The organism is Pseudomonas sp. 67(2021) (assembly GCF_017491835.1).
Lineage (GTDB): Bacteria > Pseudomonadota > Gammaproteobacteria > Pseudomonadales > Pseudomonadaceae > Aquipseudomonas > Aquipseudomonas atacamensis.
On the sequence record NZ_JAFGYL010000007.1, the window covers coordinates 171,463 to 193,445 of the forward strand.

General features: G+C 59.5%; 19 protein-coding genes. 9 read left to right on the top strand and 10 right to left on the bottom strand.

Features of this window, described 5'->3' with window-relative positions; genetic code table 11:
- The first annotated feature begins 12 nt into the window (after positions 1 to 12).
- Positions 13 to 1,515 (top strand): sodium/proton antiporter NhaB, encoded by a 1,503-nt coding sequence (gene nhaB, locus J5M66_RS12055; protein ID WP_024012907.1) that lies wholly within the window; start codon positions 13 to 15, stop codon positions 1,513 to 1,515.
- Between the two features lie 124 nt (positions 1,516 to 1,639).
- Here the strand turns inward: nhaB and J5M66_RS12060 are convergent, their stop codons facing one another.
- Genes J5M66_RS12060 through gnd form a run of 3 tightly spaced genes read right to left on the bottom strand, consistent with a single transcriptional unit; the run spans position 1,640 to position 4,958 of the window.
- A complete protein-coding gene (locus J5M66_RS12060) occupies positions 1,640 to 2,461 on the bottom strand; it encodes an HAD family hydrolase (protein ID WP_207809109.1) in 822 nt (273 codons plus the stop codon).
- Complete coding sequence (gene zwf / locus J5M66_RS12065) at positions 2,458 to 3,981, bottom strand: glucose-6-phosphate dehydrogenase (protein WP_207809111.1); 1,524 nt, start codon at positions 3,979 to 3,981, stop codon at positions 2,458 to 2,460. The genes J5M66_RS12060 and zwf overlap by 4 nt, the downstream gene beginning before the upstream one ends.
- On the bottom strand, positions 3,978 to 4,958 hold the full coding sequence (gene gnd / locus J5M66_RS12070; protein WP_016774672.1) for a phosphogluconate dehydrogenase (NAD(+)-dependent, decarboxylating): 981 nt from the start codon (positions 4,956 to 4,958) through the stop codon (positions 3,978 to 3,980). The genes zwf and gnd overlap by 4 nt, the downstream gene beginning before the upstream one ends.
- Before the next feature lie 275 nt (positions 4,959 to 5,233).
- On the opposite strand from gnd, the gene J5M66_RS12075 reads away from it, so the two are divergent.
- From J5M66_RS12075 to J5M66_RS12085, 3 genes are all read left to right on the top strand, one after another.
- Complete coding sequence (locus J5M66_RS12075) at positions 5,234 to 5,416, top strand: DUF6026 family protein (RefSeq protein ID WP_016774671.1); 183 nt, start codon at positions 5,234 to 5,236, stop codon at positions 5,414 to 5,416.
- Positions 5,417 to 5,626: 210 nt separating this feature from the next.
- Positions 5,627 to 7,369 (top strand): phosphoethanolamine transferase CptA, encoded by a 1,743-nt coding sequence (locus J5M66_RS12080; protein WP_123442524.1) that lies wholly within the window; start codon positions 5,627 to 5,629, stop codon positions 7,367 to 7,369.
- 178 nt (positions 7,370 to 7,547) lie between these two features.
- Complete coding sequence (locus J5M66_RS12085) at positions 7,548 to 7,757, top strand: hypothetical protein (protein WP_133337865.1); 210 nt, start codon at positions 7,548 to 7,550, stop codon at positions 7,755 to 7,757.
- A 115-nt stretch (positions 7,758 to 7,872) separates the two neighbouring features.
- Here J5M66_RS12085 and J5M66_RS12090 read toward each other — a convergent pair whose 3' ends face one another.
- From J5M66_RS12090 to zapE, 3 genes are all read right to left on the bottom strand, one after another.
- Positions 7,873 to 8,370: a GNAT family N-acetyltransferase gene (locus tag J5M66_RS12090; RefSeq protein WP_207809113.1), complete on the bottom strand. Its 498-nt coding sequence runs from the start codon at positions 8,368 to 8,370 to the stop codon at positions 7,873 to 7,875.
- Positions 8,371 to 8,570: 200 nt separating this feature from the next.
- Complete coding sequence (locus J5M66_RS12095; RefSeq protein WP_207809115.1) at positions 8,571 to 9,152, bottom strand: DinB family protein; 582 nt, start codon at positions 9,150 to 9,152, stop codon at positions 8,571 to 8,573.
- 17 nt (positions 9,153 to 9,169) lie between these two features.
- Positions 9,170 to 10,288: a cell division protein ZapE gene (zapE, locus tag J5M66_RS12100; RefSeq protein ID WP_207809117.1), complete on the bottom strand. Its 1,119-nt coding sequence runs from the start codon at positions 10,286 to 10,288 to the stop codon at positions 9,170 to 9,172.
- A gap of 289 nt (positions 10,289 to 10,577) precedes the next feature.
- Here zapE and J5M66_RS12105 point away from each other — a divergent pair, with 289 nt between their 5' ends.
- Positions 10,578 to 12,044 (top strand): nucleobase:cation symporter-2 family protein, encoded by a 1,467-nt coding sequence (locus J5M66_RS12105; protein WP_110603344.1) that lies wholly within the window; start codon positions 10,578 to 10,580, stop codon positions 12,042 to 12,044.
- Positions 12,045 to 12,109: 65 nt separating this feature from the next.
- The gene (locus J5M66_RS12110; protein ID WP_122698323.1) at positions 12,110 to 12,583 is read left to right on the top strand and encodes an LEA type 2 family protein; all 474 of its coding nucleotides are present in this window, start codon (positions 12,110 to 12,112) and stop codon (positions 12,581 to 12,583) included.
- Positions 12,584 to 12,730: 147 nt separating this feature from the next.
- On the opposite strand, the gene J5M66_RS12115 is transcribed toward J5M66_RS12110, so the two are convergent.
- Complete coding sequence (locus J5M66_RS12115) at positions 12,731 to 13,654, bottom strand: carbon-nitrogen hydrolase family protein (protein WP_207809120.1); 924 nt, start codon at positions 13,652 to 13,654, stop codon at positions 12,731 to 12,733.
- Between the two features lie 84 nt (positions 13,655 to 13,738).
- Between J5M66_RS12115 and J5M66_RS12120 the strand changes: the two genes are divergently transcribed.
- Positions 13,739 to 14,653 carry a LysR substrate-binding domain-containing protein gene (locus J5M66_RS12120; RefSeq protein ID WP_207809122.1) on the top strand — a complete coding sequence of 305 codons (915 nt, stop codon included), beginning with the start codon at positions 13,739 to 13,741 and terminating at the stop codon, positions 14,651 to 14,653.
- A gap of 6 nt (positions 14,654 to 14,659) precedes the next feature.
- Here the strand turns inward: J5M66_RS12120 and J5M66_RS12125 are convergent, their stop codons facing one another.
- On the bottom strand, positions 14,660 to 14,914 hold the full coding sequence (locus tag J5M66_RS12125) for a hypothetical protein (RefSeq protein WP_003224595.1): 255 nt from the start codon (positions 14,912 to 14,914) through the stop codon (positions 14,660 to 14,662).
- A gap of 154 nt (positions 14,915 to 15,068) precedes the next feature.
- Between J5M66_RS12125 and J5M66_RS12130 the strand changes: the two genes are divergently transcribed.
- Positions 15,069 to 15,386 carry a DUF883 family protein gene (locus J5M66_RS12130; RefSeq protein WP_016774661.1) on the top strand — a complete coding sequence of 106 codons (318 nt, stop codon included), beginning with the start codon at positions 15,069 to 15,071 and terminating at the stop codon, positions 15,384 to 15,386.
- 60 nt (positions 15,387 to 15,446) lie between these two features.
- On the opposite strand, the gene J5M66_RS12135 is transcribed toward J5M66_RS12130, so the two are convergent.
- Complete coding sequence (locus J5M66_RS12135) at positions 15,447 to 16,475, bottom strand: Ldh family oxidoreductase (RefSeq protein ID WP_122881034.1); 1,029 nt, start codon at positions 16,473 to 16,475, stop codon at positions 15,447 to 15,449.
- 233 nt (positions 16,476 to 16,708) lie between these two features.
- Here J5M66_RS12135 and J5M66_RS12140 point away from each other — a divergent pair, with 233 nt between their 5' ends.
- A complete protein-coding gene (locus tag J5M66_RS12140; RefSeq protein ID WP_207809124.1) occupies positions 16,709 to 21,550 on the top strand; it encodes a DUF6543 domain-containing protein in 4,842 nt (1,613 codons plus the stop codon).
- Between the two features lie 71 nt (positions 21,551 to 21,621).
- On the opposite strand, the gene J5M66_RS12145 is transcribed toward J5M66_RS12140, so the two are convergent.
- Positions 21,622 to 21,891 carry a PepSY domain-containing protein gene (locus J5M66_RS12145; RefSeq protein WP_123442531.1) on the bottom strand — a complete coding sequence of 90 codons (270 nt, stop codon included), beginning with the start codon at positions 21,889 to 21,891 and terminating at the stop codon, positions 21,622 to 21,624.
- Between the last annotated feature and the right edge of the window lie 92 nt (positions 21,892 to 21,983).

Consider the following 21,983-nt stretch of genomic DNA (forward strand, 5'->3'; position numbering starts at 1 on the left):
AAGGAGCAGCCGATGTCCGGTTCAATCGCCCAGGCGTTCGCGCACAACTTCCTCGGGCAATCGCCACGCTGGTACAAGGCGACCATCGTCGGTTTTCTCATTCTCAATGCCGTGGTGCTGTTCACCATCGGCCCGGTCGCCGCAGGCTGGTTGCTGGTGATCGAATTCATCTTCACCCTGGCCATGGCGCTCAAGTGTTATCCGTTGATGCCCGGCGGCCTGCTGTTGATTGAAGCGTTGCTGTTGAAGATGACCACGCCGCAAGCGCTTTACGATGAATTGCTGCACAACTTTCCGGTGATCCTGCTGCTGATGTTCATGGTTGCCGGTATCTACTTCATGAAAGATCTGCTGCTGTTTCTCTTCTCGCGGCTGCTGTTGGGCGTGCGCTCGAAAGCGATTCTGGCGCTGATGTTCTGCTTCCTGTCGGCATTTCTTTCGGCATTTCTTGATGCGTTGACCGTGACGGCGGTGATCATCAGTGCGGCTGTCGGGTTTTACTCGGTGTATCACCGGGTCGCGTCTGGCAATGATCCACGCAAGGACAGCGAATTCGGTGACGATGAGCATCTACCGTCGCGACACCATGAGGACTTGAATCAATTCCGCGCTTTCCTGCGCAGCCTGTTGATGCACGGCGCGGTCGGCACGGCGCTCGGTGGCGTCTGCACCTTGGTCGGTGAGCCGCAGAACCTGTTGATCGGCCATGAGATGGGCTGGCATTTCGGCGAGTTCTTCCAGAAAGTTGCCCCGGTGTCGCTGCCGGTACTGGTGGCGGGTCTGGTTACTTGCGTGCTGCTGGAGAAGCTGCGCTGGTTCGGATACGGCACGCTGCTGCCGGACAACGTCCGCGCTGTGTTGGCTGACTACGCTGCCGAGGACAACGCCAAACGCACGCCCCGTCAGACGGCGGCGCTGCTGGTGCAAGGGGCGGCGGCGCTGATTCTGATTGGTTGCCTGGCGTTTCACCTGGCTGAAGTCGGCCTGATCGGTTTGATGGTGATCGTATTGATCACCGCGTTTACCGGGATCACCGACGAGCATCGCCTGGGCAGCGCGTTCAAGGATGCAATGCCGTTTACCGCGCTGCTGGTGGTGTTTTTTGCCGTAGTGGCGGTGATCCATGATCAGCAGCTGTTCGCACCGCTGATCCAATGGGTTCTGGCGTTGCCGATGGATCAACAGCCGGGCATGTTGTTCATCGCCAATGGTCTGCTCTCGGCGATCAGCGACAACGTGTTTGTCGCGACCATTTACATCACTGAGGTGAAACAGGCTTTTCTTGCCGGGCACATGACTCGCGAGCACTTCGAAACCTTGGCGATTGCGATCAACACCGGCACCAACCTGCCGAGTGTGGCGACACCGAATGGTCAGGCAGCGTTTCTGTTCCTGCTGACCTCGGCAATCGCTCCGCTGGTACGTCTGTCGTACGGGCGCATGGTGTGGATGGCGGTGCCGTATACCGTGGTGATGGGTTTGTTGGGCTGGTATGCGGTGAGCTATTGGCTCTAAGCCACACTGAATAACCCTGTGGGAGCGAGCCTGCTCGCGAATGCGTTAGGTCAGGCAAAGAAGGTGTTGAATGTGCCGACGCCTTCGCGAGCAGGCTCGCTCCCACATTGGTTTTTGTGTCGGGTCAGTGCGGGAGGATGTACTGCTCGATCGCCAAAGCCACGCCGTCTTCGGTGTTCGACGCTGTAACGACATCCGCCTGACGCTTCACCGCATCTTCCGCCTGTCCCATGGCAATCGACAAGCCGGCGCATTTGAACATCGCCGGGTCGTTGCCGCCGTCGCCGATGACAGCGGTTTGCTCCAGCGGCACGCCGAGGTATTCGGCAATGGTTGTCAGCGCGGTACCTTTGTTAGCCTCAAGCGCAGTGACGTCCAGATACACCGGCTGCGAGCGCGACACTTGCGCCATGCCGTTGACCTTGGGCAACAGCTGCGCCTCCAGCTCGATCAGCAACTCAGTGTTGTTGCTGGTGGCAACGATCTTGTCGATGCGCTCCAGATACGGTTCGAAACTCTCGACCACCACCGGCGGATAGCCGAGGCCGCTCTGTTCACGTGGGACCATTGGCCCGTGTGGATCCTTGAGCAGCCAGTCGCCGCCGCTGAACACCCAGATTTCCACCTCCGGTTGATCGGCAAACTGCGCCAAAGCAATCAGCGCGGTCGTCGCTGGCAGATAATGCGCAGCCAACAGTGTGCCGTCCGGTTTGACGATGGTGCCGCCATTGAACGCCGCCGTCGGCAGATCAACGCCCAGCGCCTCGATCTGCTGCAACATGGCTTTCGGCGGGCGGCCGCTGGCGAGGCTGAACAGCACGCCGGCCTCGCGCAACGAGCGCACGGCTTCGATGGTGCGTTGATTCAGCGTGTGATCGGGCAGCAACAACGTGCCGTCCATGTCGCTGAGCAGAAAACGTATCGGTTGTTTCGACAAATCACTCATCCCAGGCTGTGCCAGACGCGACCATCGCGAGTCAGGAGATCTTCCGCTGCTTGCGGGCCATCTTCGCCGGCCGCGTAGGTCTCGACGCTGGCGTCCTGCTGCCAGGCATCAAGGAAAGGCTGCACGGCTCGCCAACCGTTCTCGATGTTGTCGGCACGCTGGAACAGCGTCTGGTCGCCGGTCAGGCAGTCATAGATCAAGGTTTCGTAGCCGGTGGAAGGCTGCATCTCGAAGAAATCCTTGTACGCAAAACCCAGCTCGATATTGGCCATGTTCAGCGCCGGCCCCGGGCGCTTGGCCAGCAGGTCGAACCACATGCCTTCGTTTGGCTGGATCTGGATACGCAGGTAAGTCGGCTGCAACTCGTCGACTTCGGTGTCGCGGAACTGCGCGTACGGCGCCGGTTTGAAGCAGATGACGATCTCGGTGTCGCGCACGCTCATGCGCTTGCCGGTGCGCAGATAGAACGGCACGCCGACCCAGCGCCAGTTATCGATCATCACCTTCAGCGCCACGTAGGTCTCCGTGGTGCTGTCGGGCGACACGTTGGCTTCTTCGCGATAACCCTTCAACGGCTGGCCATCGCGCTCGCCAGCGCTGTACTGGCCGCGCACCGAGTTGGCCCGGGCTTCTTCCGTCGACCAGGGACGAATCGCCCCGACGACTTTGGCCTTCTCGCCGCGCACCGCGTCAGCGCCGAAAGCAGCCGGCGGTTCCATGGCGACCATGGCCAGCAACTGGAACAGGTGATTGGGCACCATGTCGCGCAGTGCGCCGGTGTGTTCGTAAAAACTGCCACGGGTTTCCACGCCGACGGTTTCCGCCGCAGTGATCTGCACGTGGTCGATGTAATGGTTGTTCCAGAACGCTTCGAAGAGGCTGTTGGAGAACCGGCTGACCAGGATGTTCTGCACGGTTTCCTTGCCCAGGTAATGGTCGATCCGGTAGATCTGCTTTTCGCTCATGACCTTGAGCAGGCAAGCGTTCAAGGCTTCGGCAGTGTGCAGATCGGAGCCGAACGGCTTCTCGACCACCACCCTTCTGAACGCTTCGGGCGTTTCTTCAAGCAAACCGGCGCTGCCGAGACGGCGCACCACTTCACTGAAGAAACGCGGCGCGGTGGCCAGGTAGAACACCGCATTGCCGGTGCCGCTGTCGGCGATTTTCGCCGCCAGGGCTGAATAAGTGCTGTCGTCGAGGAAATCGCCCTGGACGTAGCTGATGCCCTTGGCGAGCTTGGCCCACAAGGCCGGATCAAGCATCTGATCGCCCTTGCCGACCTTCGCCGCCACTTCGGTACGGATGAAGTCTTCGAGCTTTTGCGCGAAGGCTTCATCGGTAATGGCGTTGTGATCAACGCCGACGATCCGCAGATTCTCGTCGAGCAGACCGTCGCGACTGAGGTTGTACAGCGCCGGCATGAGCAAGCGCTTGACCAGGTCGCCGTGGGCACCGAACAGGAACAGCGTGGTCGGTGGTGCGGGTTCTGCCTTGGATTTTCTGCGGATCGTACGGGTCATTTCTTGGCAATCTCCACGTGGCCGCCGAAGCCGAAGCGTTGTGCCGACAGGATCTTGTCACCGAAGGTACCCTGCCCGCGCGAGCGGTAACGGGAGAACAGCGAGTTGGACAGCACCGGTACCGGCACCGCTTGCTCCATGGCCGCTTCGATGGTCCATTGGCCTTCGCCACTGTCGGCGACCGAGCCGGAGAAGCCGTCGAGCTTCGGATCGCTGGCCAGCGCATCGGCAGTCAGGTCCAGCAGCCACGACGAAACCACGCTGCCACGACGCCAGACTTCAGCGATATCGGCCACGTTCAGATCAAAACGCTGATCTTCCGGCAGGCGTTCGCTGGATTTGGTCTTGAGAATGTCGAAGCCCTCGGCGAACGCGGCCATCATGCCGTACTCGATGCCGTTGTGGATCATCTTCACGAAGTGCCCGGCACCGGCGGGACCGGCGTGGATGTAGCCGTGCTCGGCACGGTGGTCATCGGACTTGCGATCCTTGGTGCGTGGGATGTCGCCCATGCCCGGCGCCAGTGCGGCGAACAGCGGATCCAGACGTTTGACCGTCTCGGCGTCGCCGCCAATCATCATGCAATAGCCGCGTTCCAGGCCCCAGACGCCGCCGGAGGTGCCGACGTCGATGTAGTGCAGGCCCTTCTCGTTCAGCGTCTTGGCGCGACGAATGTCGTCCTTGTAGTTGGTGTTGCCGCCGTCGATGATCGTATCGCCGGGCTCAAGCAGTTCGCTCAGGGTGTTGATGGTGTCTTCGGTCGGTGCGCCCGCCGGCAGCATGACCCAGACCGCGCGCGGCTTGTCGAGGCCGGCAACCAGCGCTGGCAAGTCGGCGACGCCGGTGGAGCCCTCGGCGACCAGGTTATCGATGAAAGCGGTATTGCGGTCGTAAACAACGGTGGTGTGCCCGTTGAGCATCAGACGTCGCGCAATATTGCCGCCCATGCGGCCCAGTCCAATAATCCCGAGTTGCATGTGCTGATGCTCCTTACTACAAATAAATGTGTGTCATTGGTTATAGCCCAACGCGACTGATGGAGGTTAGTCCAGAGCGTTGCGATGAAGTTTCCGGGCATTGTGCCCGATCCAGAGTGATAACGCCCCGAATCCTGCCGAAGACACACCGACCATGAAAAATAAAAAAGTTCCCTTTCAGGGCAAAAGAAATCAAAATTGGCGCCGATAGTAAGTCAAGCGCCTCAAAACGAGGAGTGACTTACAGTTGATGCACGCCATTTGCGAGGTGAGCAATGGGCACAGTACACACAGCAATGCCGCCACAAACCCTCTACGTTACGATCCGTCGCGATGAATTGCGCCAGTTGAAAGACGAGCGCGACCAGTTGAAGCACGAATTGGCGCAATTGCGCGCATTGACCCAAGGCTCGCAGCCGCAACCGCGTCCGGTTGTGCAGCGCGCACCCCACGCCTGATCCCCGCCTGCTTCGGGAACGGCCCCCGTCGTTCCCGACACGTTGCACCTCTGACCGCCTGATACTCATCAAACGCGGCGCTTAACAAATCTTTCACATGCCCTTGGGGATACTGCGCCCCATTCTGGCCGTACCTGCGTGTACGGCCTCTGTTCGTCGGTGTCATGGAAGCGTTCCGGCGTGGGATTGATGATTGAGCTGGAGCACTGAATGGCATTGTTCAAACGCAGCAAAACGACTGCGACGGGTTTTGACTGGGCTGGATTTATCTGGCTGTTCGTTTTCTTCTGGTACTTCTCGGGCATCACCCAACTGCTGATCCAGCTGACCGGCACATCCGGCTTCACCGGCTTCCGCCAGGCCTTCGTGATGAGCGCGCTGTGGCTGGCGCCGATGCTGCTGTTCCCCAAACAGACCCGCCTGCTCGCCGCCATCATCGGCGTGGTGCTGTGGGCCTGCTCGATGGCCAGCCTCGGCTACTTCTTCATTTATCAGCAGGAATTCTCGCAGAGCGTCATCTTCATCATGTTCGAGTCGAACGTGTCGGAAGCCGGCGAGTACATGACGCAGTATTTCGCCTGGTGGATGATCCCGGCGTTCCTCGCCCATACCGCGTTCGCTTACTTTTTATGGACGCGTCTGCGCCCGGTTTACATGCCGCGTGGTCGCGCGCTGGTAGCGGCGACGGCAATTGTCGTCGCCGTGGTCGGCTATCCGCTGGTCAAGCAAACCATGCGTATGGGCACCTTCGCCCAAGGTTTCGAGAAATTCGAAACCCGTATCGAGCCCGCCGTGCCCTGGCAGATGGCTGTGGCCTATCACCGCTATCAGGAAACCCTCGCCGACATGCAAGGCATGCTCGACAGTGCGAGCAAGATCCCGCCGCTGAAAAACCTCAAGGACGCCTCGGCCGGGCAACCGGCGACTTTGGTGCTGGTGATCGGCGAGTCGACCAACCGCCAGCGCATGAGCCTCTACGGTTATCCGCGCAACACCACACCGGAACTGGACAAGCTCAAGGATCAACTGGCGATCTTCGACAACGTCATCACTCCGCGCCCCTACACCATCGAAGCGCTGCAGCAAGTGCTGACCTTCGCCGATGAGCAGAACCCGGATCTGTACCTGTCGACGCCATCGCTGGTCAGCGTGATGAAACAGGCCGGTTACAAGACGTTCTGGATCACCAACCAGCAGACCATGACCAAGCGCAACACCATGCTCACGACCTTCTCCGAACAGGCTGACGAGCAGGTGTACCTGAACAACAACCGCAACCAGAACGCCGCGCAGTACGACGGTGACGTTATCGAGCCGTTCAACAAGGCGCTGACTGATCCGGCTGAACGCAAACTTATCGTCGTGCACCTGCTCGGTACGCACATGAGCTACCAGTACCGCTATCCGCCGACGTTCGACAAGTTCCAGGATCGCCAGGGTGTCCCTGCCGGCGTGCGCGATGACCAATTGCCGACTTACAACAGCTACGACAACGCGGTGCTGTACAACGATTTCGTGGTTTCAAGCCTGATCAAGGACTACGCCAAATCCGACCCGAACGGCTTTTTGCTGTACCTGTCCGACCACGGCGAAGACGTCTTTGACTCGGCCGGCCACAGCACCTTGGGCCGCAACGAGAACAAACCGACCGCGCCGATGTACACCATCCCGTTCATGGCCTGGGCTTCGCCGAAGTGGAAAGAAAACCACGACTGGAATTTCGCTGGCGACCTCAGCCGCCCGTACAGTAGCTCGCAGTTCATCCACACCTGGGCGGATCTGGTCGGATTAAGCTCGGATGAACTGGACCGCAGCAAGAGTCTGGTCAGCGACAGCTTCGTGCCGCGCAAACTGTTGATTGGTGATCCGTATCAGACGGCGAAACGCTCACTGATCGATTTCAGCTTGATGAAACCCAAGCAGCCTGCCTCGGCAGAGGTGGCGAAGAAGTAAGACGACAAAGGGCCCGCGAGGGCCCTTTTTTGTGCCCATCGGCCGCGATGTTTCTGTAATACGCCGCAATATTTGCCCTGAACCAGCGTTAACCCATTGTTAATGGCGGCGACACAGACTCTTTTCTGCGGTCTGCTTCACGGACGAACCGACTCCCACTTGTTCAGTAGGAGGCACCATGAAAACCACTACCTTCATTCTCACCACCCTGCTCGCCCTCGGCTCCACCAGCGCCTTCGCCGAAGGCGGCGCCGAGCGCATGCGTTATTACTACGACAATTTCCCGGTCCAGCACGCGCAAAGCGAGCAAAAGGCCGACTCCAGTGCGAAAGAAATCCGCGTCCCTGCTGACCAGACGGCCCAGGTGACCGAGTCTTATCGCGACTGAATTTTACCGAGCAACCGATGAACCTTCCGTGGCTCCGCTCTGGCCCGGGAGATGACAGTTAGGCGCCCTCATTGGGGCGCCTTTTTTTATGTTGGTGATTTGCGGTGAGGCGCCTTCAGGCCTGCAAGTCCTTTATCCAGAACAGCATCCGCCCGTGATCCGGATTGAACATCCCCGGTGCAAAGCCGAATTTGCGATACGAACCCTGCGCCACCGCATTGCCTTCCAGCACTTCCAGGGTGATTTTGCAGCAACCGCGCTGACGGGCGATTTCTTCTACCTTCTGCAGCATTTTCTGACTGAGCCCCAGGCCGCGAAATTTGCCGACCACGGCGACGTCGTGAACGTTGACCAGCGGTTTGCAAGCGAAGGTCGAGAAGCCTTCGAAACAGTTGACCAGCCCGGCCGGTTCGCCGCCGACGAAGGCCAGCACGCTGAAGGCATGCGGGCGGCGGGCGAGTTCTTCGGGCAGGCGTTGCAGCAGTTCGGGCGCGATCGGCTGACCACCGCCCATGGGATCTTCGGCGTAGTGGTTGAGCACGATGCCGATGGCTTCGGCGTGCACCGGGTTGCTGTAGCTGGCCTGAAGTACGAGTATTTCTGCGGAATCCATTTCCATCCCCGATAAGCAAAAAGCCCCGGCGCGCAAGGTGCTAGCTGAAAGGCCTGGGGGGGACCTTAGCTTGGGTGCGCCGGAGAGGGCAACTTGAAAAGCTGAAGATCAAAAGATCGCAGCCTCGTTGCACTCGTCAGCTCCTACGGTCCTATATGTGTAGGAGTTGACGAGTGCAACGAGGCTGCGATCTTTCGCGGTCAGTGGCCCCAGATAAGCTCTTCAGTCCAGCCCAGTTCGGCGAAGTCTTCGGCGCGCAATGCGCTTTCGCCGACGCAGAAAAATTCATCCAGTTGCGGTGGCTTTACCGCCGTGCCGCTGAGCATGGCGTGCACCTGGCCACGATGATGGATCTGGTGTTCGAACAGGTGCGAAAGCATGCGCAGGCGGCTGTCATGTTGCGGTTCGTCGCGAGCGATAGTGACGATTCTCGGCAGATCGGCATCGCGCAGTTGCTCGCAATAGGCGATCAGCCGGCGATCAACGCGGGCCTGTTCGGCACGCAGCGTTGCCGCATCGGTAAACGGCTCGTCCTGAATAAAGAATACGTAGCAATCCGGGTGCGGCTCGTCCCCGCGCAATTCGCGTTCCAGCGCGTCGACGTAGAACCAGTCGCAAGTGAGGATGTGATTAAGCGTGAGGCGGATGCCGGGGAAGAAGCTCACCCGTGGCGCCGCCAGTTCAGTGGCATCGAGCTGGCTCCAGGCCTTGGCCAGACGATGATTGGCCCAGGCATTCTGGTAGGCCATGGTCAGCAAATGATGGGACAACGGTTGACTCATGTCGGCGCCCTCTTCTTTCAGGCTTCAGCGAAGCGCTGCAATTGCATCTCCCGCAAACGGCTGAGGGTGCGGCGGAAAGGGAATTCCAGATAGCCCTCGGTGTACAGCGCGTCCATCGGAACGCTTGCCTCGACGTACAGCGGCACTTTGCGGTCGTAGCATTCGTCGACCAGTGCGATAAAGCGGCGAACGCCGTCGTCGTGCACCGATAACTGTGGCAGTTCCCGGTCGCCGGCGACCACGCGCTCAGCGCCGTCTTCGGTACCGCGTGCGATACGTCCTTCGCGTTTTTTTGCGCTGAGGTTCGGTACTTCGCTCAACAGAATAGCCCGGTAGCGATCACACAGGGCGATGAAGTCCATGGCGGCGAAAGGTTGTTCGCACAAATCGCTGTAGCGACACCACAGCACGGATTCGCTGGCTTGCACCACGTTGAGTGTGCGGTGGCCCACGGCGACGGGTTCCTCGCTGACAGTCTCATCTGCAGCCAGCGATTTGAACACGGCCTCCAGTGCGCTCGGTAAAACATCCGCGCGAACAAAATAACGCTGCTCGATCGTCCCCGGATGCAAGCGATGATCCTCGGCGCCATTCACCGCGACCACTGTCATGTGTGCCTTGATCGCCGTAATCGCCGGCGTGAAACGGTCGCGGTTGAAGCCGTCGGCGTATAGATCATCCGGCGGCAGATTGGAGGTGCAGACGATCACCACACCTTCATTGAACATCACCTGAAACAGCCGGCCGAGAATGATCGCGTCGCCGATGTCATTGACGAACAGTTCATCGAAGCACAGCACGCGCACTTCGGCGGCCAGCTCTTTGGCCAAGGCGCGCAACGGATCGGCGATGCCACTGAGTTGGAACGAACGCTGATGCACCCAGCCCATGAAGTGATGAAAGTGTTGACGCCGCGCCGGCACGCGCAGGCTCTGATAGAACTGATCCATCAGCCAGGTCTTGCCGCGCCCGACCGGCCCCCACAGGTACACGCCGCCGACCGAGCGGGCGCCGGCGTGCAAGGCTTCATGGCATTTTTGCAAGGCCCAGACCGCGTGTTCCTGGGCTTCATCCTGGATGAAACCCTTGTGGTCGACTGCGTGTTGCCAGGCACTGAGGGGGGAGTCGAAAGTCATGCGCGGGAGTATGCCACGGGCGCTTTTCCATTGCCGGTCGAGGCACGCTTGATCGTTCCCGCGCTCTGCGTGGGAATGCCTCAAGGGACGCTCCGCGTTCCAGCTCTGGAAGGGACGCGGAGCGCCCCGGGCTGCATTCCCACGCGGAGCATGGGAACGATCAGAACAAGGGAGAGGCAGTAAAACCTGACCTTTCAGGCAGTTATTGCTCGTTGCCCTCGCCGCCCTCTTCCGGCATTCTGCGCACCCATTTTCTGACCCGGCCCCGCCTTGCGGCGCGCACATCACCATGACCGCCTCTGACAAAACCCCGCGCAACAACGACCTGATCTATGGCCTCAACGACCGTCCGCACCTGACCGCCACGGTGTTCGCCGCGTTGCAGCACGTGTTGGCCAGCTTCGTCGGCATCATCACCCCGACCCTGATCATGGGCGGCGCCCTCGGTCTGCACAGTGAAATCCCCTACCTGATCAGCATGGCGCTGTTCGTCTCCGGCCTCGGCACCTTTGTCCAGGCCAAGCGCTTCGGTCCGGTGGGTTCCGGTCTGCTTTGTCTGCAAGGCACCAGTTTCTCCTTTATCAGTGTGATTCTCAGCGCCGGGTTCATGGTCAAGGCGCGCGGCGGCGGCACTGATGAAATCCTCTCGACGATCTTCGGCGTGTGCTTCTTCGCCGCGTTCATCGAAGTGGTGCTCAGCCAGTTCATCGGCAAACTGCGCATGCTGATCACGCCGGTGGTGACCGGCACGATCATCACGCTGATGGGCCTGTCGCTGATCAAAGTGGCGATGACCGACATCGCCGGCGGCTTCGGCGCGCCTGACTTGGGTGCGGCCAGTCACGTATTTCTGGCGGCGCTGGTGATCGGTACCATCGTTGTGTTGAACCGTGTCGACGTGCCGTTTCTGCGCCTGGGCGCGATCGTCATCGGCCTGACCCTTGGCTACGTGGTGGCCTGGCTGATGGGCACGGTGGATTTCGCGTCGATGCCCGAGGTGCCGCTGGTCAGCGTGCCGGTGCCGTTCAAGTACGGTTTCAACTTCGATTGGGTGGCGTTCGTGCCGGTGGCAGTGATTTTCCTTGTGTCGCCGCTGGAAGCGGCCGGTGACCTGACCGCCAACTCGATGATCTCGCGGCAACCGGTGAAAGGCCCGCTGTACATCCGCCGGATCAAATCCGGCCTGCTCGCCGATGGTCTCAACTCGGCCATGGCGGCAGTGTTCAACAGCATGCCGATGGTGACCTTTGCGCAGAACAACGGCGTGATCCAGTTGACTGGCGTGGCCAGCCGCTACGTGGCGTTTTTCATCGCCGGGCTGCTGGTGTTGCTCGGTTTGTTCCCGATGATCGGCGCGGTGCTGCAACTGATGCCGAAACCGGTGCTGGGTGGCGCCGAACTGGTGATGTTCGGCACCGTCGCCGTGGCCGGAATCAAGATCCTCGCCGAGGCCGGCCTGCATCGACGCAACATGCTGATCGTGGCGATTTCGCTGGGCATGGGCCTCGGCATCGCCGCCGTACCGGAAGTCCTGCGCGAACTGCCGCAAGCGCTGCGCAACATCTTCGAATCGCCAATCACTGTCGGTGCGTTGTGCGCTATCGTGCTGAACATCTTCCTGCCGGAAGAATTCATCGAGCTGGAAGAAGACGATTTCGACCCGGAAGCTTCGATCCTGCAGGTCATGGAAAACCCCGACGTCACCGGCAAAGGTGAACCCGGCCAAGCGGCGGCTGTCGCACAGTTGAACCGCTGACGTCGCGCCTTGGCAAAAAGGGCTGCACCGGCAACGGTTCAGCCCTTTTTTGTCGAGAGATTTTTATGCGCCGCCTCCACGCCGTCATCCTGTCGCTTCTGCTGTTGTCGCTCAGTGCCTGCGCACTGTTTCCCAATCGCGACCCAGTGAACATCAACGTGGTTGGCCTCGAACCGTTGCCCAGTCAGGAACTGGAAGTGCGCTTCGCGATCAAGCTGCGCGTACAGAACCCCAATGAAACGGCGATCGATTACAACGGCATCGCCCTGGATCTGGAGGTCAATGGTCATTCGCTGGCTTCGGGTGTGAGCGATCAGAGCGGCTCGATCCCGCGTTTCTCTGAAGCCATTGTCACGGTACCGGTCAGCGTCTCGGCGTTCTCGTTCCTGCGCCAGACCTTGGGCCTGAGCCAGACGCAAAGCCTCGATAACCTGCCCTACGTGCTGCGCGGCAAACTGGCGGGCGGTTTGTTTGGCACGATGCGCTTTACCGACAGCGGCAAGTTGAGCTTGCCTAAAGCGAGTGCGGCGACTTGGTAGTCAGCGGTTCCAATCGGCAGAACAACACACAATCCCTGTGGGAGCGAGCCTGCTCGCGAAAGCGGTAGTTCAGGCAATTCCAATATTGCAGGTGCCTACGTCTTCGCGAGCAGGCTCGCTCCCACAGGTTCTCTGCAAGTTTCAAGGTCAGGAATTGAACCGCACCCCCGGCTTCGCCCGCTCATCAACGTTCAACTCGAACACATCCGGCCGCGCATAGTGGCCGACCACATCGTAGTCATACCGCGCGCGGATCAGTTCATCGGTGTCGATCTCCGCCGTCAGCAACCCCGCCTCGCCACGCAAAGGTCCAGCCAGCACATCGCCCATCGGCCCGACGATCACGCTGCCGCCGGCAATCAACGGTCGATCCCCGGGCCAATTGGCAATCTCCACCCCCAACGCATTCGGCGAGGCCTGCACCTGACAGGCGCTGACCACGAAACAGCGGCCTTCGTGGGCGATGTGGCGCATGCTGACCTGCCACATCTCGCGCTCGTCAACGGTCGGCGCGCACCAGACCTCCACGCCCTTGGCATACATCGCCGTGCGCAGCAGCGGCATCATGTTTTCCCAGCACACCACCGCGCCAAGCTTGCCGACCTGGGTGTCGAACACTGGCAGCGTCGAGCCGTCACCCTTGCCCCAGATCAGTCGCTCGGTGCCGGTGGGCATGAGCTTGCGGTGTTTGCCGAGCAGCCCGGCCTGCGGATCGAAATACAGCACCGTGCAATACAACGTGCTGCCGGCGCGCTCGATCACGCCGATCACCAGATTGGCCCCGGTGCGCGCTGACAATCCGGCCAGGGCGTCGGTTTCGGCGCCAGGCACATCAATGGCGTTGGCAAAATAACGCGCAAAGGCCTCACGCCCCTCGGGCAGTCGATAACCCAACTGGGTGCCGAAACCTTCGCCTTTCGGATAACCACCGAGCAAGGCTTCCGGCATCACCACCAGCGCAGCACCGGATTCGCTGATTGCGTCTTCCCAGCTCAAGATCTGTTCAAGGGTTTCGTCTTTGCCACCGGGCAAGGCGCCTATCTGCAACGCCGCCACTATGGATTTGGCCATCGTGTTTACTCCATCAGGTTCAGGTGTTGCTGATTTTCCAGCGTCACGCGATCATGAATAAAGCCCTGCCCACTGCTGAATGATATGAGCCAAATGAATATCGCCGATATCGACCTCAACCTGCTGAAAGTCTTCGAAGCGCTGCACGAGGAATCCAGCGCCAGCCGCGCCGCCCTGCGTCTTGGCGTAACGCAGTCGGCGGTCAGCGCGGCGTTGCGTCGTTTGCGTGAGGTGTATGGCGATCAGTTGTTCGTGCGCACCGGGCGCGGTCTGGCGCCGACGCTGCAAGCCAATCAGTTGAAACCGGTGATCAGCGATGCCCTGAACAAATGCCGGCAAAGTCTGGCCATGCTTGATCCAGCGACCAATCAGTACGAGGGGCGCTCGGTGGCGATCGGTCTGTCAGATGATTTTGAAATTGCCTACGGCCGCCGCCTGATCGAGGAAATTGCCCGTCGTGCGCCGAAGCTGCGGCTGATATTTCGCCAGACCCACAGCCAGATCGTTGCCCGGGCGCTGATGGAGCGCAGCATCGACCTGGCGATCACTGCCGGAGGATTTGCCGAGCGCCTGCTCAGCCGTCAGGTGTTGGGCGAAGGCGGATATGCGTGCCTGGTCGACCCGGCCAGTCTCGCGCCAGGCCAACAGCAGATCGCGTTGCAGGAGTTCGTTGAACGCGAGCACATTCTGGTGTCGTCGGGCGGCTTTATCGGCATTACCGATGAAGGATTGGCGGCAGTGGGTTTGAGCCGCCGAGTCTGCGCGTCGACCACGCATTTTGCTGCACTGCCCTTTTTGCTCAAGGGCAGTCAGGCGGTGGCGACGATCCCGGCCCATGCCGCCGCAAGTATCGCGGCGCTGAGCGGGCTGGCGCTGCTGCCCTGCCCTCTGGCTTTACCGCGCTATCCGGTGGAACTGGGCTGGCGCACCAGCACGCAGATCGATCCGGTGCTGGTCAAGGTTCGTGAGGCGATTGCCGCCACGTTCAGCCAGGGGTGAAGCGGATTATTTGTTCGCCGCCATCAGGCGATTGACTTCACTGCGCACCATGTTGGCGAACTCCGGCGGCGACATGCCGTCCAGCTCGGCGCGGACCCACTCGGCCCATTTGCCCTTGCGCTTGGAGCGCTCCCCAAACAGGCGCGCGGCTTCGCCTTTGGCTTTGCCCAGATTGTTCTGCCAGAGTTCGAACAGACGGGATTTCTCGTCTTCCAGCGCTGCGCGCTCTGCGAGGGATTTGTCGGCCAGATTGAAACTCATGGGGATTTATCCTGCTGCGTAAAATGGCGACATCTTACACGCTCGGCACAAATCTCCGGTGCAGGTTTTTCCCTTGTCCGCGAATGACATGCAACTTTTCGCCTGCCGCTACACTCCATTGGTCACTGTCCATTCACCTGCAAGGAGTCACCCAATGGCCCGTAAAACCGCCTCGCAAGCTGCCGAAGAGCAAATCAAGGATCAAGCTTTCAGCGAGCTTCAGGCTCTGATCGAAGAATCGGACAAACTGCTCAAGAGCAGCGCTTCACTGGTAGGCGAAGAAGCAGAAACGCTGCGCGCACAAATTGCCCAGAAGCTGCAGCTGGCACTGGATTCGGTGTCCAGCGTGCGCGACCGCACCAAACCCGCCGTTGAAGCCACGGAAAATTACATCGGTGGCCACCCTTGGCAAACCGTGGCGATTTCCGCCGGTTTCGGCCTGGTGGTGGGCTTGCTGCTCGGCCGTCGCTGAGTTCCAGCGCCACAAAAAAAAGCGAGCCTTGCGGCTCGCTTTTTTATGCCTTGTGCAAACTCAGTCCCCCGCCAACTCCCGCAACTGCCCCAGCGTCTGTTCATCAAGCGTGATGCCCTGCGCTAATGAGCGGGCACGCTGCAAATGCCGCCGATCCCCCGGCAAACGCTTGAGCCCGACCCCGTGCATCTGCCGCACCAGTTCCTCGCTGCGCTGGGCGAAGTTCTGCCCCGCCGCTTTGCTCGGATCGATGACGATCAACAACTGGCCGGTCCACGGCGTTTTCGCGCCGGGATGGTTGGACCAGTCAAACTCGAATGAGAAATTGCCGCCGGTCAATGCCGCCGCCAGCAACTCGACCATCATCGACAGCGCCGAGCCTTTGTGCCCGCCGAACGGCAACAACGCGCCGCCTTCGAGAATAGCCTTGGGGTCCTGGGTCGGTTGGCCGAGGCTGTCGACCCCCATGCCGACCGGGAGTTTTTCCCCCTTGCGCGCGGCGATCTGCACATCGCCATGGGCAATGGCGCTGGTGGCAAGGTCGAACACAATCGGCGCGGCGTTGGCTCTTGGTGCGGCGAAGGCAATCGGATTGGTGCCGAACAATGGCCGATCAGCGCCATGGGGCACCACGCAGGTCATGCTATTGACCACGCTCAGCGCGACCAGACCTTCGTCGGCGAAGGGCTCGACATCCGGCCACAAAGCAGCGAAATGATGCGAGTTGCGAATCGCCAGCACCGCGATCCCGGCATGACGCGCCTTCTCGATCAGCAGTGGTCGGGCCGCTGCCAACGCTGGCTGGGCAAAACCGTTGCCGGCGTCAACCCGGACAAACCCCGGCGCGACGTCTTCAACCTGGGGCACCGCATGGCCATTGACCCAACCGCTTTTCAGCGTCGAGACATAACCGGGGATGCGAAACACGCCATGACTGTGAGCGCCGTCGCGTTCGGCGTTGGCGCAGTTGGCGGCCAGCACCCGGGCGACTTCGCTGGAAGTGCCGTGGCGCAGAAAAATCGTTTCAAGCAGTTGCGTCAGTGCCTCGAGGGACACTGTGGACGAGCCAGGATCGTGTAGCGCAGACATCTGAAGCTCCAGAATGATTATTGGAGGGAACAACAGCGTACGGTCGAATTTGCCCACCGATTAACCGCGCCCGAGCTGCCAGCTGTCAACCCTTCGATTGATCGGCATCCGCTGGCGCGCCCTGATGCACATTTCACGGTCAGCGTGTGCGGTAACTATCTACCGCAAGTGCTCCAGTCTGCGCATCTACTGTTGAGTTCCAGCCCGATGGCGCCCCGTTCAGAGTTGCAATGATGTCCACCCCGACTGCCCCGCTGTTGTTTCCAGTGATATTCGATTCACCCGGCCTGCATGCTGCCCTGGGTCCGGCACACGGTCTCAACAGCAAAGACTTCGACTGGCTTGCCCATGCGCAACTGGCGACGCAATCGCTGCGCAACAAGCAGACCCCGCCGATGCTGGCCGAACGCATCCTGCTCAACGCCGACAAGCAACAGGCCGTGCCGCTGGCGGGCAGCTTCATGCTCAGCGCAGGGCCGGATGACAACGGCGTGTTTCTCTATACGCCCTACGATGGCCTGAAAAAATTCGCTGACCGCCAAGCACTGACGGACGCCCTGCAGACACGCCTCGACAATGCCGGGGAAGCTGATGATCTGCTGGCTGTCCTCTCGGTTTCGCTGCGCAAGGAACTGGTGGAAAAACGCGGGATTACCCTGACCTGCGAAACCATCGAAGGTGATGTGTTCGAGGACCAGCAAGCGGCTATCGGCGAATCTCTGGACCGGTGCGCCCGTGACCTGCTGGACGAGCTCAAACGCCTGCCATCCCTTGCAACGTTGCTGGAAAAGATTCTCGACGAACTGCTCGAAGCGCATTTTGCCGCGTTGCAACAGTCGCTAACCCGGGTCGGTTTCTATTCGACGACCTCCTCTGCGGACAAACAGTGGGTCGACGCGCTGTCGCTCAGTGACGCGCTGCTGCTGCACTTTCATCGCCAGGGCTGGCCGCACGGTCAGACCGTGGAATTTACCCATCCTGCTCGTCCGGTCAGCGAAGACGATCAGTCTGCCTGGACCCAGGCGATCGAGTGCGCATCGGGAAAATTGACCATGCTGTTGTTTCGGCAGCTTGAGATCTACTGGAATGGCGCCTCATTCGAGGGCTCGCCCAGACGTACTTTCTTCAGCCAGACGCTACAGGATCAAGCGCGAGCCGATCTGATGATCAAGCGCGAAACGCAGATCCTCACTGCCAGCGAATTCGACGCCCTGCACTGTCTGGTCCGTGAGCCAAGCGTTGCAGTGCGGCGGCCAACGTTCGAAACCGTGTGCCTGAGCGAAGAGACAGCCTGTGTCGAGCTGGCCGGTTCGCTGATGATCAATCATGACAAGGCTTATCTCTATACGCCCAGCCAGGGCCTGCAGGTACTCACCGACTACGCCGACCTCAAACAGACACTGACCGCCAAACTGCGAGCTGCCGGGCACGAAGATGAGCTGTACGGGCTGATGAACCTGCAAGAGCGCAATCGCTACCTTGGCTTCACTAACGCACAGGTATCCGGGGAAAACATTGGCGGTGAGATCATGACGACGCTGTTCGAGACCATCATCACCAAACAACGCCAGAACATTGAATTCGTGTTGCAGCGCTTTCGTCAGAGCAAACGCACCACCGATATCCATGCACTCTTTGATAAGGCATTGGATATCCGATCGATGATTCATGAACGATTGCTCAAGCTCGATCTCAATCAGCGCTGGAGTACCCGTCCGTTATTCACCAGCACTCCGCCATCGTCACTGGTGCAAGCGGACAAGGCTGCGCAGCAGGCGACGAGTCTGGGACGGACGCTGGATAATCTGACCAGCCACTTCAAAGACCAGCCGACCGCGCACAGCGCCGAACAGCGCGTCTTTTTGGAAGGCATTGTGTGGAAGCTGGCCCAGGCGTTCGAAGATGGCCTGCGCGGTGAGGCCTACCTGCGCAATCTCAGCGGGTCATGGCTGGAGGCGGAGCGAAAGATCGTCGACACCGTGTTCGATGCCACGCATCCGACACGCAGGGAGCGCCAGTCACTCAATGGTTTTCGCCCCGATGCATGGTCGCTCACCCTCACCTGTGCCGAGTTCAAAGGTGCATTGCCGCTCGCTCACTGCGTGCTCCTGACCGAGCGCGGCGGCATGGATGACCAGCATTCTGGACGCGCCATCCTGTGGACACCGGCCACGGGGCTGGAACAGTTCGAGAATATCGCCGTCGCGCAGAAGCAATTGCAACAACGCCTGGATGACAACAACCAGAGTCACACGCTGCTGGAAAATCTGCCAAGGGCTCAACGTCGACTGGACCAGCAATACACCCTGGGCAGTTTTCAATTGATTGAAGACCGGGTTTCCAGCAATCGCATGCAATCGGGCATTGAACACTTCCTGGCCAATTCAGAAGAGCTGCGCGTGTGTATCAAGGACCAGCGCACGTTGCAGACTTACCTTGAGCAAATGAAAAGCGCGGTGATCGATACCAATCTGCGCCGCGCCGTTGACCTTGCCCGAACCCTTGCCAGTCATCTGGATTATCCCGACTGGTTGCGCATGGCCTCGGCGACCGAGCAGCGCACGCAACTGGCGTTGCTGGATGAACTGCGCCGCGCGTTCATCGACGGCAAGGATTTCCTCGATGAGGCCCCGGCGCTGGCCACTCATATCGAGCAGACCCTCAAGACACTGCTCGATGCGCGATTTCCAGGCAACGGCCTCAAGCCACAGGACATCCGGATCACCCCCAACCTGACACTGGCCGGCCCTGCCTGTGACTTGCTGGAGTTTAGCTTGCATCACTACAACGTCGTGCAGGACAGCGGTTTCAAAGTGGCATCGACAACAGCGACAGCACTACCGAAGGATTTTGGCCAGTCCGCCGTACGGCAACTGCTGCAATCTCTCGACGTTGCCACTACCTACACCGCGAAAGTGACGGAAGCGCTGACAGCTGATAGCGCGTCAGCACACCTCAGCAAAGAACGGTTCTTGCGCCAGCTGCCCTGGCAGTTGATGCAGCACGCCCACTCGATGAAGTTGCAACAGCAACTCTCCGATACCGGCTACGACTATATCTGCCAGGTCCTCGATATGCCGGACGGGATAGCGCGGGCGATGGTCGACGGTGCTCACGCCATCGCTTGTCCGCTATCGTTGATCAAGACTTCAGGCGCTGATTGCGTAGACGCGCTCGGACTGTATGTCTTCAGTCCGGGCGCAGGGCAAACAGGTCCCCGGGTCCTTTATGCACCTTACTCAAGATGGATATTTCGCGAGTTCGAGAACGAAGCGCAGTTGATCGAAGCACTGAATACCCCCGGCCACTTTCAGGACTTGCTCATCCGGCGTCTGCCTGACGCGCAGCAGGCCGTATTCAAGAGCCTGTTGAAAACAACGATCGGCAAAAACAGTGAAATCACCCTTCATGACTCCCCCATAAAGGGCAACGTGCTTGAGCAGTTGCACAAAGACACCCTGAGTCTTCTGCCACAAATGCTGCGCAGCCAACCACAGATCAACGCCCAGGCAGATTGGGAAGCAGTGAAGTTTCTGTTCAGCCACGGCGTCCGCCTGGTGCCGCACGTGTTGCCGGGCAAACTCGCCTGCGGATTTTTCCTTTGGCGCAGCTATCAGGATTTCAAGGCCTCCGCTGAAGGCCTGCAGGATCACCACTGGGCGAACGCCCTGAAAAGCTTCATTGCAGGGGCGATTACCCTCTTCAGCCTGGGACGTCTGTCGTGGGAAAGCGAGGCAGAAACGGTCAGTACCGAATTCGCCGCAGAAGCGCACGCACCTGAGGGTACAGCCACGACGGTGCAAGCAGCCTCTCGCTGGGCAAAAGTGTCACCGGTAACGCCCGCCCGCGTGGATCTGCAGCCCTTCGAAAGCAGCACGGCACTGGAAAGCCTCAAGCTCGATGCCAATAAGCTGGTCTATGGAGATTCGTCGACGACGCAGAAATACGCCGCTATTGCCGGCAAGGTGTATCCGACGGTCCAGGTCGAAAAGACCTGGTATTTGCGCAAAAAAGACGGCAACCAGGGGCCGGCACTCGAGGAGAAAAATTCCCGTCTGGTCGTCGCAAGCACCAGCCAGCAGGTGTATCGCTGCCGGTCAAAAAAACGTGACCCTGTGCAACACGAAGTCGAGGAAAACCGTTCCATAGAAATGTATATCCAGGCCAGAGGCATGGCCCAGATCAACCGTCGCTATCCGGCCAGGGCGTTCGTGATACAGCAAGCGGTAAATCGTGCAAGAGAATACGCAGTCAATTGTCTGCATAACTACGTTACGCAGCGCGACAACCTTACCGGCACGCGGTTAGAGACAGTTTTAAAGGAGTTCTTCGAGGTGTCGGTAATAACGCCTACGCTGCTCAGGAAATTCGAGAAGGTGATTATTCCTGTTTGCCGAGAACTGACGAACCCGAAAGACGATCTGCTCTACACCGAACGCTTTTTTACTGGTCTGAACGGACCTGGCAGCGGCAATACCGTGGCATTCGTTTTCAAACAGGATAAGAGAAAAATCATTCATCTCACTGAGCTGTTTTTCAACCCGGGACTGGATAAATACACTGCGCATTTGCCCCCTCGGTTCAATGTTGATTCCCATGCCCGCGCTGTAACGCTGATCCATGAGCTCTCGCATCTGGTTTGCGACAGCGACGATCTTGTCGCCGTGCAGGCCATGGCGCCTTATCTGGACCTCATCGATACGAGGACGCCCTCGGGCAAACATGCCAAGGAATCTATTGAACGTCATCGCAGCTTATTGTCGCGCTACGGCAAGCATTTGTTTGCGGTGAAGACCGGCAAACAGGTCTGGACCGACCTGGACAAAGTACCCGCGCATGCCGGCAATTACCAAAAAATCCTCAGCCTTACCAACACCACAAACCTTGCAGATGCACGCCTGGCGTTTTGCCGCCCTGATTCTGCAGATGCAAGGATTGACGTCATGCTCGCCAACGCCGATTCGATCGCATTGCTCATCAGTGAACTGGGCCGTCAGCTCGACCCGCTTCCCGCCCCCCTATCGTCAGCGGCGCCGGGGTCGGATCAGGCAGGAGCCTCGCAAGCGCTGCCGTGAAGACAAAAAAATGCGCTGACGTCGCGCCAGCGCATTGCTCAACACAAGAATCAGTGAGTGCTTAAGGTGGGTTAGTCCTTCTGGTCCCGCAGCACATTGCCGGAAGCGCCATCAATGCGAAATTCGTAAACAGTGCCGTCGGCCTTGCGCCCTTCGCCTTCCCAGTAGCCGTCATTGTCGGCGCCGATCTCATAGACCTCGACATAACCGGCCTTGGTCTTGGCGACCTCGATGGCCTTTTCGATGGTGATCCAGCCTGCGCCTGGCTTGTCCGCCAGGGCGGCACCGGCGCTGAACAAACCGGCAGTGGCAATCAGGGCTGCGAATGTCTTTTTGATCATTTTTTCACTCCATTTATGGATAGTAGGCAGTTGCTTCCTGTTTTTTTGGGCGCCACAGGGAAAAATAAGTTCCACGTTGATGGGTAAATGCC